Raw genomic sequence first — 14,381 nt, forward strand, 5'->3', positions numbered from 1 at the left:
GTACTGGCAACCGACAGCTCTCAGGCCGACTCGCCCTCCACCCGGTCTCGCCCGGCCTGCTTGGCTGCATACACCCCCGCATCGGCGCGTACCAGCAAGGCATCAGCGCCCTCACCCGGTCGCCAGCCAGCCACACCGAAACTCGCCGTGACCTTGCCGACGCCTTCTACCGGCACATTGCGCACCCCTTGCCACAACTCCACCGCCAACAGCCGCGCCTGCTCGGCATCGCTGCCTGGGCACAGCACCATGAACTCCTCCCCGCCCAACCGGCAGAACACATCGGTACGCCGTAGACGCTGACCAATACGCTGACACAGGCTGCGCAGCACCCGATCGCCGACAGCATGGCCGAAGCGGTCATTGATCCGCTTGAAGTGATCGATGTCGAGCATGATCACCGCCAGCGCCAGGCCATCGCGCTGTGCCCGCTCCAACTCGATCTTCAGCCGCTCCTGGAAATAGCGGCGGTTGTGAATACCGGTCAGCGAGTCGGTTACCGACAGCGTACGTAAATCTTCCTCCACACCCTTGAGGTCGGAGATGTCGGTCAAGTAGCCGTGCCACAGGGTACAGCCCTGCTCGCCCACTTCCGGGGTCGCCTCACCGCGTACCCAGCGCAAACCCGCCCGTGGCAGACAGACCCGATACTCCTCACGCCAGGGCGACAGGTGCTCGGCCGAGTAGCGTACCGAACGGCGTACACGGTCCAGGTCATCTGGGTGTATGCGCTCGAACACCACCGTGGCATCCTCGCGCAACTGCTGCAGGTCGACTTCGTAGATGTCGTACAGGCCCATGCTGGCGTAGGGGAAACACGAATGGCCATTGGCATCCAGACGGTACTGATAGATGCCACCCGGTACTTCGGCGCTGAGTTTTTCCAGCAAGCGGTCTCGTGCCGCGAGCGCCTCATGCACCCGCCGCCGCTCGGTCACGTCGATGCAGATGGCCAGGTAGCCAACCCACAACCCTTGCTCGTCGAGCATGGCAGTGACCAGCATGTTCGCCACCAGCTGGCTGCCGTCGGCACGTACCAAGGTCCACTCCCCCGGCTCGGCACCTTGCTCCTGGACCGTTTCGGCGAACATGGCCTGGCCACCGGCAATCGGTCGACCATAGTGCAGGCTCAACGCATGGGCGCGCGCATCCAGTTCCTCAGGTAGCACCAGATGCTCAAGCCGCAACCGGCCGATCGCCTCCCTGGCCGGGTAACCGAGCATGCGTTCGGCACCCGCGTTGAAGGTGCTGACTTCACCCTTGAGGTTGGTGGCGATGATCGCCACCTGCGTCGCGGCATCCAGCACGCTGCGCAACTGATTATGGGTGCCACGCAGCGACTGCTCGCTGACCCGCAGCTCGGCCGTCCGCTGTTCGACCAGGGCCAGGGCACGCTGACGCTGGCTGAACAGGCTGTAGAGCAACGCGCTGAGCAGCAGGCTCAACAACCCGCCCAGCAACGCGACCGCAAGTACCGCCGAGGAAGGGTTGGCCTGCATGAAGGCCCTGCTTGGCCGGATAATCAGCTGAAAATGGCGGTCGGCCAGGTGCAACAACTGGTGACTGGACAATGGCAACGGGGCAACCTGGTTCTGCGAATCGAACATGACTTGCGGCCCATGCAGCCCGGACGGGTCAACAATGCGCACCACCAGCTGGTCTTCAGCCGACAGCGGTTTGCCATCGCTGACCAGCTCACGCATGCTCAGCAACGCCATCACATACCCCGCCAGGGCGCCCTGCGGGTTGGCATCGGTAAACACCGGTGCCACCATCAGCAGGCCCCTCGCGTCCGACTGGGTATCGAACATGGCCAGCGGCTCGGATAACGCCATGCTGCCCGGCCCCAGCGCCCGCGCAAGGGCCGCCTGAGCTACGGCCTGGCCGGCCAGGTCCATACCATGCGGCAACCCAGGCAGCTCGCCCGATTGGCTGTACAGCACCGGAAAGTAATGGTCGCGTAGCGGCGCGCGTCGCCACTGGCCTTGCTCGTCCTGATCGCGGATCACATAGCCTGGGCCGGAAGGGGCGCTGGCCTGGCGTTCGAACTCGGCACGCTGCCCCGCCTCGACGCGCGGCGCCCAGGCATAGGCCAGGGTACGCTGCAGCAAGGGTCGGGCATAGCCGTCGAACTCACGCAGGGTGATGTCATTGGAGAAGCTGAAGAACTGCCGCAGCCCATCCAGGCGCTGCTGCTGCTCATCAAAGCGTTCGGCAATACGGCTGAAACGCTCGTTGGCCATCAGCTCGAAGCGTTGGCGCAACTGCTGCTTGTAGAAGGTCTGCGCAGCAAGCGCCAGGACGGCTGTGAGCATACCGCCCGCGACCACTGCGACCAGCGCCACCGCCCAGGCGGACACCGCCTCTGTGCACAGGCCAAGTAACCGCGCACGCACGCCACACTTCGACATACACCCATCTCGTCACGTCAGCGTCCTGCGGATTATCTTGCCCTGCGTTCAGTTATAGCTATTGGCCATCAGCCGCGCAATGTACCTCGTCGCCTCAGCGCAGCTGCAAACGCCAGGCGCGATGGATGCGACTGTTGCGGGCGAAGTCCGGATCCAGGGTCTGGGCAGTGATTTCCTCCACGGCGTAACGCGCCGTCAGGTGCTCGTCCAGCTGGAACTTGCGGAAGTTGTTGGAGAAATACAACACGCCCCCCGGTGCCAGTCGAGCCATGGCCAGGTCCAGCAGTTGCACGTGGTCACGCTGTACATCGAACACGCCTTCCATGCGCTTGGAGTTGGAGAAGGTCGGCGGGTCGATGAAGATCATCTCGTAGCTTTCGCGACAGGCTTCCAGCCAGGCCATCACATCGCCCTGCTCCAACCGGTTACGCTCGGAGAAGCCATTCAGTGCCAGGTTGCGCCGCGCCCAGTCCAGGTAGGTTTTCGACAGGTCGACGCTGGTGGTGCTGCGGGCACCGCCCTTGGCTGCATGCACCGTTGCCGTGGCGGTGTAGCAGAACAGGTTGAGGAAGCGCTTGCCAGCAGCCTCGCGCTGGATGCGCATGCGCATCGGGCGATGATCCAGGAACAGCCCGGTATCAAGGTAGTCGGTGAGATTGACCAGCAGCTTGACACCGCCTTCGTTCACCTCCTGGAAGCGCCCTTCAGTAGCCTGGCGTTCGTACTGACGGGTGCCGCTCTGGCGCTCGCGACGCTTGAGCACGACCCGCTGAGGGGAAATACCCAGGGCCTGTGGAATGGCCGCCAGGGCGTCGAGCAGACGCGCCTGGGCCTTGTCCGGGTCGATCGAACGAGGAGCTGCGTATTCCTGCACATGTACCCAATCCTGATACAGGTCGACCGCCAGGGCATATTCGGGCATATCGGCGTCGTACAAGCGGTAGCAATCAACCTGCTCGCGCCGGGCCCACTTGCCCAGTTGCTTGAGGTTCTTCTGCAGCCGGTTGGCAAACATCTGTGCCCCTTCCGACAGGCGCGCCGGCTCGCTGGCCACTGGCGTCTGCTGGCGGGTTTCAGCGTTTTCAGCCTGCGCTTCGCGACGCTCACCGGTCACGAACTGGTCCGGTTGCACCTTGAACAGCAGCAGCTTGCACGGCAAGGCACCGTTCCAGAACGCATACTGCTTGTGGCTGCGAATGCCCATGCGCTTGCCCAGTTGCGGCGCGCCGGTGAATACCGCTGCCTCCCAGCCCATACAGGCCTGGCGCAGGCGCTCGCCGAGGTTCTGGTAGAGGTACAGCAGGCTGGCTTCGTCACCCAGTCGCTCGCCGTAGGGCGGGTTGCTGATGACCAGGCCTTTCTGGTTCTGGTCCGGGCGCGGCTCAAAGGTGCTGACTTCACCCTGGTAGATCTTGACCCAGTCGCCCAGGCCGGCACGCTCGACGTTGTTGCGGCCGGGCTGGATCAGCCGCGGGTCAGCCTCGTAGCCACGGATCCACAGCGGTGGCTTGGCCAGGCCGGCCTGCGCGCGGGCCTGTGCCTCGTCGTGCACCTTGCGCCACAGCGCCGGCACATGGCCGAGCCAGGCACTGAAGCCCCAGCGTTCACGCTTGAGGTTGGGCGCGATATCAGCAGCGATCATGGCTGCTTCGACCAGGAAGGTACCGACACCGCACATCGGGTCAGCCAGCGCGCCACCTTCGGCGGCAATGCGCGGCCAACCAGCGCGGATCAGCACGGCTGCCGCGAGGTTTTCCTTCAGCGGCGCGGCGCCTTGCTGCAGGCGGTAGCCTCGCTGGTGCAGGCTGTGACCGGACAGGTCGAGGGAAAGGATGGCCTCGCCACGGTCCAGGCGCAGGTGCACACGCACGTCAGGGTCGATTTTTTCAACCGATGGGCGCAGGCCTTCACGGTTGCGCAGCTTGTCGACGATCGCGTCCTTGACCTTCAATGCACCGAAATGGGTGTTATCGATGCCCGAGCCATGGCCGCTGAATTCCACCGCCAGGGTGCCATCGGCTGCCAGGTGGTCGGCCCAGTCGACCGCGTGCACGCCATCGTACAGGTCGTCGGCGTTCTTCATCGAGAAGCGCTTGAGCACCAGCAGCACGCGGTTGGCCAAGCGTGACCAGACGCACAAGCGGTAGGCGGTTTCCATGTCGGCGGCGCCGCGAATGGCCGAGGTGTGCTCACGCACTTCGTCAAGGCCAAGGCCCTTGGCCTCTTCGGCAAGCAGGCCTTCAAGGCCTTTGGGACAGGTGAGATAAAGTTCGAAACGGTCCGACATGAATATTCCAGAGCCTTGGGCTATTTGACTGACGGGGCGACGCATCGCCCCGCGATGTTTGCCCGCACCCCTTTCCAACAGGCATGCGGGTGGCCCTTCACGGCACATGTGTGCGGCCAAGGGCCGGGCCGCCTGATCGATCCAAGCAGCAAAGACAGCTTAGATCATCGGGCAGTACTAAAAATTCTCGCGATACCCGGGTGTCTGTGACCCTTCGTCGCATTTCAAATTGATTCTGTCAGCCACACGCCACGCTGGCGAAATGACGTCAAAGATCGGCAAACCCCGATCATAGCGGGCTCAACGCCAAACAAGGTTGAGTCGCATTTATTTACTTATCCCCTCACCCTCACAAACGTTACGCCCTTATGACAAATCGATCATTCACACCGTGACTCGCATTCGTTAGAACTGGTCTCAGGCCGCTTCGCAACGAGGCGGCACCTTCAGCTCGCGACGCCGGCAGCGAGCGCAAACCGGCAGAAAGACTCTGCCCGGCCTCGGAGAGGCCGACGGGACATTACAGTCAACAAGTGAGGGCAACACCCTATGAGAAGACTTAAGCGTGATCCGTTGGAAAGAGCATATTCACGTGGCTACCAATACGGGGTCACCGGCAAATCCCGCGAACTTTGCCCCTTCAATCTTCCTTCTGTACGCCAAGCCTGGATCAACGGCTGGCGCGAAGGTCGCGGTGATAACTGGGACGGAATGACTGGCACCGCTGGCATCCATAGACTCAACGAAAATCACGCCGTTGGCTGATCGAGGACACTGAATTCGATTTACCATGCACGCCCTATCCGGGCGGCGGGCGAAGGCCCAGGGGCCCCTTCAAGGGGCCCTTTTTTATGCCTTGGCAAACCTTCTCAGCGCTGCCCGCGAAAGGGCCGTGTCAGGTCACCGCGGCATCGCAGCGATGGCGTCCACCGCCTCGCGGATCAGCGCCGGCCCTTTATAAATGAAGCCCGAATAAATCTGTACCAGGCTCGCACCCGCCGCGATCTTCTGCGCAGCATGGCTGCCTTCGGTGATGCCACCTGCGGCAATGATCGGCAACTTGCCGCCCAGTTCGCCGGCCAGCACCTTGACGATATGGGTGCTCTTTTCCAGCACCGGCGCGCCCGACAGGCCGCCCGCCTCGCCACCATGCGGCAATGCCTCGACACCCTCACGGCCCAGCGTGGTGTTGGTGGCGATCACTGCATCCATGCCCGACGCCATCAGCGCGGCTGCCACCAGGGCTGTTTCTTCGTCGCTCATGTCCGGTGCAATCTTGATTGCCAGCGGCACGCGCTTGCCGTGCGTGGCGGCCAGTTGCTCGCGGCGCTCGGCCAGGGCATCCAGCAGTTGCTTGAGCGAGTCGCCGAACTGCAGGCTGCGCAGGCCAGGGGTGTTGGGCGAGCTGACGTTGACGGTGATGTAGCTGGCCGCGGTGTATACCTTGTCCAGGCAGATCAGGTAGTCATCGACGGCGCGCTCGACCGGGGTGTCGAAATTCTTGCCGATGTTGATACCCAGTACCCCGTTGTAGCGCGAAGCGCGTACACGGCAAAGCAGGTGATCGACGCCCAGGTTGTTGAAGCCCATGCGGTTGATGATGGCCGTGGCTTCCGGCAGGCGGAACAGCCGCGGTTTTGGGTTGCCCGGTTGCGGACGCGGGGTGACGGTGCCGATTTCGACAAAACCGAAGCCCAGCTGGGCGAACCCGTCGATGGCCGCGCCGTTCTTGTCCAGGCCAGCGGCCAGGCCCACCGGGTTGGCGAAGTTCAAGCCCATGACCGAAACCGGCAAGGCGGCCGGTTGCTTGCACAGCATGCCATTGAGGCCAAGACGGCCACCGGCGCCGATCAGGTCCAGGGACAGGTCATGGGACGTTTCCGGGGAAAGCTTGAACAGCAGCTGGCGGGCCAGGGTATACATGGGCGGGCAAGGCTCAGGGTGAGTGAGGGGGCGATTATAGCCAGCGCGGGGCTGGCAGGACAGCAAATCGTGGTACGCCTGGCACATCGGTTGCACCAGTCATGCCCACAGCCTTATCAGTACGGGCGAGGAACCTTGTGAACACTGCACCCCGAGCAACGCCCCTGGCCTGGGTCAACGGCAGCGACGCGCCGGAAAAACCCAGCCTGAACATCGGCTACATGGCCCTGACCGACTGCGCCTCAGTGGTGGTTGCCGCCACCCAGGGCTTCGCCCAGCAGCACGGCCTTACCCTCAACCTCAAGCGCCAGGGCTCGTGGGCCGGGCTGCGCGACAAGCTGGTCAGTGGCGAACTGGATGCCGCGCACTGCTTGTATGGCCTGGTCTACGCCGTGCACCTGGGCATCGGCGGTGTAGCCGCCAGCGACATGGCAGTACTCATGGGCCTTAACCAGAACGCCCAGGCCATCAACCTGTCCCCGGCCTTGCAACGCAAAGGCGTGACCAACCCTGAAGCACTGGCCCGGCTGGTGCACCAGCATGGCGCACGACTGACATTCGCCCAGACGTTCCCCACTGGCACACACGCCATGTGGTTGTATTACTGGCTGGCCAGCCAGGGCATCCACCCGCTGCGCGATGTCGACAGTGTAGTGGTACCGCCTGCCCAGATGGCCGCGCACATCCAGGCCGGGCGTATCGACGGTTTCTGCGTCGGCGAGCCCTGGGCTGCCGACGCGGTGGCCAAAGGCCAAGGTTTCACCTTGGCCACCAGCCAGTCGATCTGGCCGGACCACCCGGAAAAGGTCCTGGCCTGTGCCCGAGCCTTTGCAGAGCAATACCCCAACAGCGCCCGCGCGTTGATCAAGGCAGTCCTCGCCGCCAGCCGCTTCATCGAACAAAGCCCGGAAAACCGCCGCGGCACTGCACAGCTGCTGAGCGGCAGCGCCTACCTGGACACCCCGCTGGGCAGCATCGCGCCGCGCCTGCTCGGCGACTATCACGATGGCCTCGGCAACCAGTGGCAAGACCCGCATGCCCTGCGCCTGTTCGACCATGGCCGGGTCAACCTGCCGTACTTGTCCGACGGCATGTGGTTCATGACCCAGTTCCGCCGCTGGGGCCTGCTGCGCGAAGACCCCGACTACCTTGGCGTAGCGCGCCAGGTCCAGCAACTGGCGCTGTACACCGAGGCGGCGAACAGCCTGGGCGTCACCTGCCCCGACCAGCCGATGCGCAGCAGCCTGCTGATCGACGGTACCCGCTGGGACGGCAGCGCCCCCTACGATTATGCCCGTAGCTTCAGCCTGCATGCGCTGGGCGAGCTGCCCGATGCACGTGTTGGCCTGTGAGAGGGACGAACATGCTGCGCATACTGTTGATCGACGACACCCAGAGCAAACTCGGCCGCCTCAAGGCAGCCTTGATCGAGGCCGGCTTCGAGGTCACCGAAGCCCCAGGCCTGACCATCGACCTGCCCGCGTGTGTCGAAACGGTGCGTCCGGACGTGGTGCTGATCGATACCGATTCCCCGGACCGCGATGTGATGGAGCAAGTGGTACTGGTCAGCCGTGACCAGCCGCGGCCCATTGTGCTGTTCACCGACGAGCACGACCCGGGGGTGATGCGCCAGGCGATCCAGGCCGGGGTCAGCGCCTATATCGTCGAAGGCATCCATGCTGCCCGGCTGCAGCCGATTCTGGATGTGGCCATGGCCCGCTTTGAAAGCGACCAGGCATTGAAAGCCCAACTGCTGGCGCGCGACCAGCAACTGGCCGAACGCAAACGCATCGAGCAGGCCAAGGGTTTGCTGATGAAAATGAAGGACTGCAATGAAGAGCAGGCCTACACCCTGATGCGCCGCCAGGCCATGAGCCGGCAGCAGAAACTCATCCAGGTGGCCGAGCAGATCATTGCCATGCACGAGATGCTCGGCTGATACGCTGGGCCTGAGAATCTTGGCGCCTGGCAGATCGAGCGCCGCCCGCGCGGCGCTCGATTCAACAGGCACCGAGCACCTCGAGACAAACCCTCCCAACAGTTGGCCCGTCTCTTGCTGAACAAATCTCACCGGTAGCCAACGGCGGTTGCCCCACTTAATCCCGACAAAGACGTCGCTCTCCCCTCCACAACCATGGAGCGGGTGGCGGCGTCTTTTTCGTTCCGTTGCATTGCCGAGTGAGGTGTTCGATGAGTACCAGCTTCTGGAAATCCGGGCATGTGCCCACGCTGTTCGCCGCGTTCCTGTACTTCGACCTCAGCTTCATGGTCTGGTACCTGCTGGGCCCGTTGGCGGTGCAGATTGCCGCCGACCTGCAACTGAGTGCACAACAACGGGGCCTGATGGTGGCGATGCCGATCCTCGCCGGGGCGATCCTGCGCTTCGCCATGGGCGTACTGGTGGACCGCCTGTCACCCAAAACCGCCGGCCTGATTGGCCAGGTGATCGTTATCGTTGCCTTGGCCGCTGCATGGCACCTGGGCGTGCACAGCTACGAACAGGCGCTGCTGCTGGGGGTATTCCTCGGCTTTGCCGGCGCCTCGTTCGCCGTGTCGCTGCCACTGGCCTCGCAGTGGTACCCACCGCAACACCAGGGCAAGGCGATGGGTATCGCTGGCGCCGGCAACTCCGGTACGGTGTTCGCCGCCCTGCTGGCGCCCGCATTGGCAGCGGGCTTTGGCTGGAACAACGTGTTCGGCTTTGCGCTGATCCCGCTGTCGCTGGCGCTGGTGGTATTCGCCCTGCTGGCGCGCAATGCCCCGCAACGGCCCAAGCCAAAAGCCATGGCCGACTACCTAAAGGCCTTGGGCGACCGCGACAGCTGGTGGTTCATGTTCTTCTACAGCGTCACCTTCGGCGGCTTCATCGGCCTGGCCAGCGCCTTGCCCGGCTACTTCAGCGACCAGTACGGCCTGAGCCCGGTCACCGCTGGCTACTACACCGCAGCCTGTGTGTTCGCCGGCAGCCTGATGCGCCCACTCGGCGGCGCCCTGGCCGACCGCTTCGGTGGCATCCGTACCCTGCTGGGCATGTACAGCGTGGCGGCCATCTGCATTGCTGCAGTGGGCTTCAACCTGCCGTCCGCCGCTGCCGCCTTGGCACTGTTCGTCAGCGCCATGCTCGGCCTGGGCGCAGGCAATGGCGCGGTCTTCCAGTTGGTGCCGCAGCGCTTCCGCCAGGAGATCGGCGTGATGACCGGGCTGATCGGCATGGCCGGCGGCATCGGCGGCTTTCTGCTGGCAGCCGGGCTTGGCACCATCAAGCAGCATACCGGCGATTACCAGCTGGGGCTGTGGCTGTTCGCCAGCCTGGGCCTGCTGGCCTGGTTCGGACTGCACGGCGTGAAACAACGCTGGCGCACCACCTGGGGCTCGGCTGCCGTTACTGCGGCACGGGTCTGAGGCACGCTGATGAGCCTGCAACTGAGCTTTGCCCAGGCCAGCGCTACCGGGCCGCGCACGGAAAACCAGGATGCCTTGCGCCTGGTGACTCCGGCGCCGGAGCTGGCCGCCAGCAAGGGCTACTTGTTCGCCTTGGCCGATGGCGTCAGCCAGTGCGCCGACGGTGGCTTGGCGGCCCGGGCCAGTCTGCAGGCCCTGGCCCTGGACTACTACGCCACCCCAGCCACCTGGAGCGTGGCCCAGGCCCTTGACCGGCTGTTGCTGGCGCAAAACCGCTGGCTGCGCGCCCAAGGCAGCGGCCAGCCGTTGCTGACCACCCTCAGCGCGCTAGTTCTGCGCGGCCGGCGCTTTACCCTCGCCCATGTCGGCGACTGCCGCGTGTACCGCTGGCACGACGGCCATCTGCAATGCCTGAGCGAGGACCATGTGTGGGACCAGCCAGGCATGCAGCATGTGCTGAAGCGCGCGCTGGGCCTGGACCAGCACCTGCTGGTGGATTACCTGGAAGGCGAGTTGCAGCCGGGCGAGTGCTTCCTGCTGCTTAGCGACGGTGTCTGGGCCAGCTTGGGTGACCAGCACATCCAGGCCGTGCTGCGCGACCAGCCCGACCTGCAATTGGCCGCCGACACGCTGGTTGCCAGCGCCCACCTCAATGGCAGCCAGGACAACGCCAGCGCCTTGCTGGTGCAGGTCGAGCAACTGGGCACCGCCAACCTGGGCGATACCCTCGCGCAGCTGCAGCAATGGCCGATACCCGGCCCGCTAAGGCCGGGCCAGCTAATCGACGGTTGGCAGGTTGAAAAACGCCATGCCCACAGCCGCCAGTCCCTGCTCTACCAGGTGCGCGACAGCCAGAACCAGGCCTGGTTGCTGAAGACCTTGCCCACCGTGCGCGAGCAGGAGCCGGGTGCTGCACAGGGGCTGTTGCTGGAAGAGTGGTTCCTGCGCCGCGTTGCCGGCCGGCACTTTCCAGAAGTGCACGCCGCCAGTCAGCGCCAGCACCTGTACTACGTGATGCGCCAATACCCCGGGCAAGACCTGGCTACACTGCTGGGCGAAAACGGCCCGTTGCCCCTGACCCAGTGGCTGGAGATCGCCCGGCAATTGCTGCAGGCAGTCGGCGTACTGCATCGGCGCAACCTGCTGCATCGCGACATCAAGCCGGACAACCTGCACCTTGGCCGCGATGGTCAGCTGCGCCTGCTGGACTTCGGCCTCGCCTATTGTCCAGGCCTGTCCGAGGACCCGCTTCACGATCTGCCCGGTACGCCCTCGTACCTCGCTCCGGAAGCATTCGACGGCCAGCCACCCAGCCCGCGTCAGGACTTGTATGCCGTGGGCGTGACGTTGTACCAACTGCTGACCGGGCACTACCCGTATGGCGAAGTGGAAGCCTTCCAGCGCCCGCGCTTCAGCCAGCCGATCAACCCCTCACGTTACCGCCCAGACCTGCCGGAATGGTTGCAGCACAACCTGCAGCAGGCGGTGGCCGCCGATCCGGCGCAGCGCTTCGAAACCGCCGAACACTGGTTGCTCCTGCTTGAACGCGGCGACCGCCAGGAACTGACCAGCCGGCCACGACCATTGCTGGAGCGCGAACCGCTGAAGGTGTGGCGCACCCTGGCCCTGCTGTCGTTGCTGATAAACCTGATTTTGCTACTCACCCTGCTCAAGGGCTGAATGCAGCTTGCCGATGAGGAAAACCTGATGAATGCAAAAGTGTGGCTGGTCGGTGCTGGCCCTGGTGACCCTGAACTGCTCACCCTCAAGGCCGTGCGCGCTTTGCAGCAAGCTGCCGTGGTGATGATCGACGACTTGGTCAACCCGGCGGTGCTGGGCCATTGCCCGCAGGCCCGAGTGATTGCCGTGGGCAAGCGCGGTGGCTGCCGCTCGACGCCGCAGGCGTTCATTCAGCGCCTGATGTTACGCCATGCGCGGCAGGGCCGTTGCGTGGTAAGGCTCAAGGGCGGTGACCCGTGCATTTTTGGCCGTGGCGGTGAAGAAGCACTGTGGTTGCAGGGGCATGGTATCGACGTGGAAGTGGTCAACGGCATCACCGCAGGCCTGGCTGGGGCGACGCAGTGCGGCATCTCCCTCACCTCGCGGGGTGTGAGCCGAGGAGTCACCTTGGTGACGGCGCATACCCAGGATGACAGCGAGCTGAACTGGGCAGCATTGGCCCAGGCTGGCACGACGTTGGTGGTGTACATGGGGGTGGCGCGACTGGAGCAAGTGCGCCAGGGGTTGCTGGATGGCGGGATGGCGGCTGGGACGCCGGTGGCGATGATCGAGAATGCCTCGTTGCCGCAACAGCGCGAGTGCAGGAGCGATGTGTGGGGGATGGTCGAGGATGCGCGAGGGTTTGGGTTGCGTAGCCCCGCAATTCTGGTGATTGGCGAGGTAGCCGCAACGCCTGTGGGAGCGGCCTTGTATCGCGAAATGGCCGCGCAGCAGCCCCTGCAACTGTTGCAACAACGCTGAAACCGGGGGGCCGCGTTGCTGCCCTTTCGCGACCCGCAGGGTGCGGGCAGGCCGGAAAATTCCAGACAAAGAAAAACCCGGCCGAGGCCGGGTTTTTCGTGAAACATCAGGCCAATTACTTGGACTGAGCTTCAACCTGCGCTTCAACGCGACGGTTAACAGCGCGACCTTCTTCGGTGGCGTTGTCAGCAACCGGACGGGTTTCGCCGTAGCCAACCGAATCAACACGGCTGGATTCTACGCCGTACTGCTGGGTCAGTACCTGCTTGACAGCGTTGGCACGACGCTCGGACAGCTTCTGGTTGTAAGCGTCTGGGCCCACGGAGTCAGTGTGACCTTCAACCACGGTGGTGGTTTGTGGGTACTGCTTCATGAAGTCAGCCAGGTTCTTGATGTCGCCGTAGCTGTTTGGCTTGACGACCGACTTGTCGAAGTCGAACTTGACGTCCAGCTCAACGCGAACGACTTCGGCAACAGCCGGGCAGCCGTCGGCGTCAACGGTAACGTTGGCCGGGGTGTCAGGGCACTTGTCGACGTTGTCGCAAACACCGTCGTTGTCGGAGTCGGAGCAGACTTCAGCAACTGGAGCTGGAGCGGCTTCGGCTTGCTTCGGGCTACCGCCGAAGTTCAGGCCAACACCAACGCTTGGGGCCCACTCGGTGTCGCCCTGGTCGATGTTGTACTGAGCTTCTACGCCGGCACGGGCGTAGAACATGTCGGTGATGTACCACTTGGCGCCAGCGCCAACGTTGGCGAACGTGGAGTGGTCACGACCGCCACGGCCGGTCTGGCCCAGCGACTGGTGCGAGAAACCAGCGGAAACGTACGGACGGATGGCGTCGTACGGGTTGTTGAAGTGGTAAACGGCGTCCAGGGCGGTGTTCGAGCCCTTGATGTTTTTGCCGTCTTCGCCACGAGCGTTGTGAACTTCGTCGTAGCCCAGACGCAGTTCAACGTCGTCGGTCAGGAAGTAACCGATCGAACCGCCGAACAGGTTGCCGTCGTTCTTGAAGTCGCGCTGGCTGTCGAAGAATTCCTTCTTGTAGAAGATTTCAGTCTCGACGGCGCCTTGACCTTGTGCCATAGCGCCAATCGAAGTGGCGGCTACAAGCGAACCAATGGCCAAGCCCAAGGTGTTTTTCAATTTCATCCGTTAAATCCCCATCTGGTGATAGTTAAGCAGTCCCACCACAAACAAGGGGGACAACTCGACGGCAAGTCTAGCAGAACTCGCCGATTCGTTAGAGATATTTGCACGCCACTAAGTTTCATCGAGGCCAGCAAATTTCTCCCGAAGCTTGTCTAGCGCGCGCTTGTAACGCATTTTCGTCGCGCTCAGGCCCATGTGCATGATGTCGGCAATTTCCTGAAATTCCAGTTCTGCGACAAAACGCAGCACCAGAATTTCCCGGTCAATCGGGTTCACATGCACCAGCCACTTGTCCAGCCCGCCTTTTTCTTCCGGCTTCGGGGCCTTGTCTTCGGACGCCTCTTCAACAGGGTCCAGACTCAAGGCATCCATCAACCGGCGTTTACGGCGCTCCTTGCGGTACTGGGTAATGCACTCGTTGTAGGTGATGCTGTAGAGCCAGGTCTTGAACTTGGATTTACCCTCGAAGTTCTTCAGCCCGTACAGCACTTTCAGCATCACTTCCTGACAGACATCGTCCGCGTCACGGTCGTTCCCCAGATAACGCGCACAGACGTTGAACAGGGTCCGCTGGTAGCGCCGCATGAGCTCCTCATAGGCGCGGGTAACGTGGTACAGCTCCTCATGCGAACGCGCCACCAACTCTTCATCGGTGAGCTCGCGGGGGTCATAACGCATGGGCGGCGAATGAACTTTATTCAAAACGGATCTGGCCGACAGTCAGGTC

11 protein-coding genes are annotated in these 14,381 nt (G+C 63.4%); 6 read left to right on the forward strand and 5 right to left on the reverse strand.

The window, feature by feature from the left end:
* Nucleotides 1-20 precede the first annotated feature (20 nt).
* Both OO258_RS13135 and rlmKL read right to left on the reverse strand, forming a co-directional pair.
* Complete coding sequence (locus tag OO258_RS13135) at nt 21-2,411, reverse strand: diguanylate cyclase (RefSeq protein ID WP_266030915.1); 2,391 nt, start codon at nt 2,409-2,411, stop codon at nt 21-23.
* A gap of 94 nt (nt 2,412-2,505) precedes the next feature.
* Nucleotides 2,506-4,698, reverse strand: coding sequence for a bifunctional 23S rRNA (guanine(2069)-N(7))-methyltransferase RlmK/23S rRNA (guanine(2445)-N(2))-methyltransferase RlmL (rlmKL, locus tag OO258_RS13140; RefSeq protein WP_266030918.1), 2,193 nt, complete (start codon nt 4,696-4,698; stop codon nt 2,506-2,508).
* A 549-nt stretch (nt 4,699-5,247) separates the two neighbouring features.
* Here rlmKL and rmf point away from each other — a divergent pair.
* Nucleotides 5,248-5,463, forward strand: a complete 216-nt coding sequence (gene rmf / locus OO258_RS13145) for a ribosome modulation factor (RefSeq protein WP_003248687.1) — start codon at nt 5,248-5,250, stop codon at nt 5,461-5,463.
* Between the two features lie 135 nt (nt 5,464-5,598).
* On the opposite strand, the gene OO258_RS13150 is transcribed toward rmf, so the two are convergent.
* A complete protein-coding gene (locus tag OO258_RS13150) occupies nt 5,599-6,621 on the reverse strand; it encodes a quinone-dependent dihydroorotate dehydrogenase (protein WP_266030921.1) in 1,023 nt (340 codons plus the stop codon).
* A gap of 137 nt (nt 6,622-6,758) precedes the next feature.
* Here OO258_RS13150 and OO258_RS13155 point away from each other — a divergent pair, with 137 nt between their 5' ends.
* From OO258_RS13155 to cobA, 5 genes are all read left to right on the forward strand, one after another.
* Nucleotides 6,759-7,973 (forward strand): CmpA/NrtA family ABC transporter substrate-binding protein, encoded by a 1,215-nt coding sequence (locus tag OO258_RS13155; protein WP_266030924.1) that lies wholly within the window; start codon nt 6,759-6,761, stop codon nt 7,971-7,973.
* Between the two features lie 11 nt (nt 7,974-7,984).
* Nucleotides 7,985-8,560 carry an ANTAR domain-containing response regulator gene (locus tag OO258_RS13160; RefSeq protein ID WP_110745831.1) on the forward strand — a complete coding sequence of 192 codons (576 nt, stop codon included), beginning with the start codon at nt 7,985-7,987 and terminating at the stop codon, nt 8,558-8,560.
* 251 nt (nt 8,561-8,811) lie between these two features.
* On the forward strand, nt 8,812-10,023 hold the full coding sequence (locus OO258_RS13165; RefSeq protein ID WP_110745832.1) for a nitrate/nitrite transporter: 1,212 nt from the start codon (nt 8,812-8,814) through the stop codon (nt 10,021-10,023).
* A 9-nt stretch (nt 10,024-10,032) separates the two neighbouring features.
* Complete coding sequence (locus tag OO258_RS13170) at nt 10,033-11,703, forward strand: bifunctional protein-serine/threonine kinase/phosphatase (RefSeq protein ID WP_266030928.1); 1,671 nt, start codon at nt 10,033-10,035, stop codon at nt 11,701-11,703.
* 27 nt (nt 11,704-11,730) lie between these two features.
* Entirely contained in the window at nt 11,731-12,504 is a 774-nt protein-coding gene (gene cobA, locus OO258_RS13175) for a uroporphyrinogen-III C-methyltransferase (protein ID WP_266030931.1), read from the forward strand.
* A 115-nt stretch (nt 12,505-12,619) separates the two neighbouring features.
* Here the strand turns inward: cobA and OO258_RS13180 are convergent, their stop codons facing one another.
* Both OO258_RS13180 and sigX read right to left on the reverse strand, forming a co-directional pair.
* Nucleotides 12,620-13,654, reverse strand: a complete 1,035-nt coding sequence (locus OO258_RS13180) for an OmpA family protein (RefSeq protein ID WP_110745834.1) — start codon at nt 13,652-13,654, stop codon at nt 12,620-12,622.
* Between the two features lie 111 nt (nt 13,655-13,765).
* Nucleotides 13,766-14,332: an RNA polymerase sigma factor SigX gene (gene sigX / locus OO258_RS13185; RefSeq protein ID WP_003248665.1), complete on the reverse strand. Its 567-nt coding sequence runs from the start codon at nt 14,330-14,332 to the stop codon at nt 13,766-13,768.
* Nucleotides 14,333-14,381: the final 49 nt, after the last annotated feature.

The organism is Pseudomonas sp. DCB_BI (genome assembly GCF_026240995.1).
Taxonomy (GTDB): Bacteria; Pseudomonadota; Gammaproteobacteria; order Pseudomonadales; family Pseudomonadaceae; genus Aquipseudomonas.

What these genes read in the sequence shown, in the direction of transcription:
- OO258_RS13135 (WP_266030915.1), bottom strand. Translation starts at nt 2,411, where the DNA reads ATGTCGAAGTGTGGCGTGCGTGCGCGGTTACTTGGCCTGTGCACAGAG.
- rlmKL (WP_266030918.1), bottom strand. Translation starts at nt 4,698, where the DNA reads ATGTCGGACCGTTTCGAACTTTATCTCACCTGTCCCAAAGGCCTTGAA.
- rmf (WP_003248687.1), top strand. Translation starts at nt 5,248, where the DNA reads ATGAGAAGACTTAAGCGTGATCCGTTGGAAAGAGCATATTCACGTGGC.
- OO258_RS13150 (WP_266030921.1), bottom strand. Translation starts at nt 6,621, where the DNA reads ATGTATACCCTGGCCCGCCAGCTGCTGTTCAAGCTTTCCCCGGAAACG.
- OO258_RS13160 (WP_110745831.1), top strand. Translation starts at nt 7,985, where the DNA reads ATGCTGCGCATACTGTTGATCGACGACACCCAGAGCAAACTCGGCCGC.
- OO258_RS13165 (WP_110745832.1), top strand. Translation starts at nt 8,812, where the DNA reads ATGAGTACCAGCTTCTGGAAATCCGGGCATGTGCCCACGCTGTTCGCC.
- OO258_RS13170 (WP_266030928.1), top strand. Translation starts at nt 10,033, where the DNA reads ATGAGCCTGCAACTGAGCTTTGCCCAGGCCAGCGCTACCGGGCCGCGC.
- cobA (WP_266030931.1), top strand. Translation starts at nt 11,731, where the DNA reads ATGAATGCAAAAGTGTGGCTGGTCGGTGCTGGCCCTGGTGACCCTGAA.
- OO258_RS13180 (WP_110745834.1), bottom strand. Translation starts at nt 13,654, where the DNA reads ATGAAATTGAAAAACACCTTGGGCTTGGCCATTGGTTCGCTTGTAGCC.
- sigX (WP_003248665.1), bottom strand. Translation starts at nt 14,332, where the DNA reads ATGCGTTATGACCCCCGCGAGCTCACCGATGAAGAGTTGGTGGCGCGT.